This window comes from Nitratidesulfovibrio liaohensis, assembly GCF_011682075.1.
GTDB classification, from domain to species: domain Bacteria; phylum Desulfobacterota; class Desulfovibrionia; order Desulfovibrionales; family Desulfovibrionaceae; genus Cupidesulfovibrio; species Cupidesulfovibrio liaohensis.
In genome coordinates, this window is sequence record NZ_VSMK01000341.1 from 1 (window position 1) to 2,981 (window position 2,981).

Sequence of the window (2,981 nt, forward strand, 5' to 3'; positions counted from 1 at the left end):
ACGGCAAGGTGCCCCCGAAATTTCACGTCGCGCCCCGCTCGGCCACGCCGCGCATCACCGGCACGCACGCCATGGGCCTTTTTTCCGGCCCGCAAGGAGCATGACCATGCCCCAGCCCCATCGCCTCGACTGGACCAACGCCTGGCCCGCCGCGCCGCTGGGCCGCCTGACCCCCGACGCCGCCGCCACCTACGATCTGCACAAGGGCGAGTTGGCCCACCGCCTGAAGGCGGAACTGGCCGCCGGGCACCTGCCGTTCATCGACATGCCCTACCGCGCCGCGCTGGAAGCGGGCCTTGCCGGGTTGCAGCCCACCCTTGCCCGCTACCGCCACATGGTGCTGCTGGGCATTGGCGGTTCCGCGCTGGGGGCGCGGGCGCTGCAACGGGCGTTCTTTCCGCAGCAGGACAGGCCCGGCCATGACGGCCCGTGGCTGTGGATTGCCGACAACGTGGACGCGGGCACCATGGAAGCGTGGTTCGCCAGCCTGCCGCCGGAACAGACCCTTGTGGTGGCCGTCAGCAAGTCGGGCGGCACCATAGAGACGCTGGCCCAATACTTCCTGGCCAAACAGTGGCTGCAATCCGCCCTTGGCGACCGCTGGCGCGAGCACATGCTGGTGGTCACCGACGAGACCGCAGGCTTCCTGCGGCAGGAAGCGCAGGCCGCAAACCTGCCCTCGCTGCCCGTGCCCGACCATCTGGGCGGGCGCTATTCCGTGCTCTCTGCCGTGGGCCTGGTGCCCGCCGCGTTCATGGGGCTGGACTGGCGCGCACTGCTGGACGGCGCGCAGGCCGCCGGGGCAAGCCTTGTGGCAGACCCGGCCCACGCCCTGCCCGGCCACCCCGCGTGGCAGCTGGCCCTGTGGAACATGGCCCTGGCCGATGCCCACTATTCGCAGCTGATCTTCTTCTGCTACGTGCCGCTGTGGGCGCCCTTTGGCCCGTGGTTCGCCCAGTTGTGGGCCGAAAGCCTGGGCAAGGAAGGCAAGGGCACCATGCCCCTGCCCGCCGTGGGCGTGACCGACCAGCACTCGTTGCAGCAGATGTTTCTGGACGGCCCGCGCGACAAGGGCTGCCTGTTCCTGACCTGCCCCGGCCTGCCGCAGGGCCGCCCCTTCCCCGCCGATCTACCGGACAAGTGGGCCTTCCTGAAGGGCCGCCGCTTCGGCGAACTGCTGGACGCCGAGGGCCTTGGCACCCGCATGGCCCTTGCCAAGCAGGGCACCCCCCTTGTGGAACTGCGCATGGGCAGCACCGGAGAAGCCGCGGCGGGCCGCCTGATGGGCCTGCTGGAACTGGCCACCCTGTTCACCGGCTGGCTCATGAACATCAACCCGCTGGACCAGCCCGCCGTGGAACTTGGCAAGCGCCTTGCCAACGCCCGGCTGGGCGCCCCCGGCTACCCGGCGGAAGAGGCAGACCTTGCCGCCTTCCTTGGCCGGGCCGAACAATCGCAGGAGTTCTAGCCGGTGCCGCGCCGTTTCGAACTGCCGGGGGGCCTGCCCTTCGGCTTCGCCCGCTTTCTGTCGTGGGTATCGCTGGTGCTCATTCTGGCCACCAGCATCGTGATGTCCGTGGTCATCACCGATTCGGCGCGCAACACCATGTTCCGCAAGCAGCAGGAATTCGCCTCGCTGCTGGCCGAAAACCTGAACCACCAGATATACCGACGCTTCACCCTCCCCACGCTGGTGGGCTTCGGGCGCATCGCCCTGCGCCAGCCGGTGCAGTACGAACGGCTGGACCAGCTGGTGCAGTCGGTAATCCACGGCTTGCAGGTTTCGCGGGTGCGCATCTACGATCACGGCAAGCTCGTGTCGTATTCCACAGACCGGGCAGACCTTGGCCGGGCAGACCTGGCCGGGCCGGAAGTCACCGTGGCCCTGCGCGACGAAGACCCCAGCTACACCGTCGACGCCAGCATCTCGTTCTGGCAGGCCCTGTTCACCCCCCGGCTGGAGCCGGGCAGCTTCATTCTGCGCACCACCTATCCCCTGCGTGTGGAAAACCGGCTGGGCCGCATCGACGATGACGACGACGGGCCCATCATGGGCGTGCTGGAGATGACCCAGGACATCACCAACGACACGCGCTCGATCCTCGCCTTCCAGTGGCTGATCATCGGCACGGCCAGCCTTTCGTCGCTGGTATTGTTCGGCATGCTGCTGGTGTTCATCCGCCGCGCCGAACGGGTAATGGCCGAACGCATGCAGGAAAAGCAGCGCCTGGAGCGGGAACTGCACCAGCACGAAAAACTGGCGGGCATGGGCCGCGTGGTGGCCAGCATCGCCCACGAAATCCGCAACCCGCTGGGCATCATCCGCTCCAGCGCGGAACTGCTGCTGAAACGCCCCAGCAGTTCCGACCCGGTCACCGCGCGCATCCTTGAAGCCATCTACGACGAGGCCAAGCGGCTCAGCCAGACGGTCAACGACTTTCTGGACTACGCCCGCCCCCGCCAGCCCCGGCAGGATCCGGTGGAAACCGACGCCGTGCTCGACCGCGTGCTGGGGTTCCTGGAGGGCGAGCTGGCCCGCCGCGAGGTCACCGTGGCCCGCGAGACGGAGCCGGGCATCACCATTTCCGGCGACGGGGATCTTTTGTACCGCGCCTTCTACAACATCATGGTCAACGCGTTGCAGGCCATGGACGGCCCCGGTTCGATCACCGTCACCAGCCGCCGCGACGGCGATGCGGCGGAACTGGCCTTCCGCGACAGCGGCCCCGGCTTCGACCCGGCCAACCGCGAACGGCTGCTGGACCCGTTCTTCACCACCAAGGATGACGGCACCGGCCTTGGCCTGCCCATCGTGAATTCCATCATCACCAGCCACGGCGGCAGCCTGCGCATCGACAACGCGCCCGAAGGCGGCGCCGTGGTGTACGTGCGCCTGCCCCTGCGCGCCGAATAGCCCCCCCGGGGGGCGGCGCAGACATCCGCGCAACGGGGGCAACGGGCGCAACGGGCGCAACGCCACC

General features: G+C 68.6%; 2 protein-coding genes. Both read left to right on the top strand.

Translation table 11 applies throughout. From position 1 onward, the window contains the following. The first annotated feature begins 106 nt into the window (after positions 1 to 106). Entirely contained in the window at positions 107 to 1,468 is a 1,362-nt protein-coding gene (locus FVW27_RS11810; RefSeq protein ID WP_167125385.1) for a glucose-6-phosphate isomerase, read from the top strand. A gap of 3 nt (positions 1,469 to 1,471) precedes the next feature. Next, the gene (locus tag FVW27_RS11815) at positions 1,472 to 2,914 is read left to right on the top strand and encodes an ATP-binding protein (RefSeq protein WP_167125387.1); all 1,443 of its coding nucleotides are present in this window, start codon (positions 1,472 to 1,474) and stop codon (positions 2,912 to 2,914) included. Positions 2,915 to 2,981: the final 67 nt, after the last annotated feature.

What these genes read in the sequence shown, in the direction of transcription:
- FVW27_RS11810 (WP_167125385.1), top strand. Translation starts at nt 107, where the DNA reads ATGCCCCAGCCCCATCGCCTCGACTGGACCAACGCCTGGCCCGCCGCG.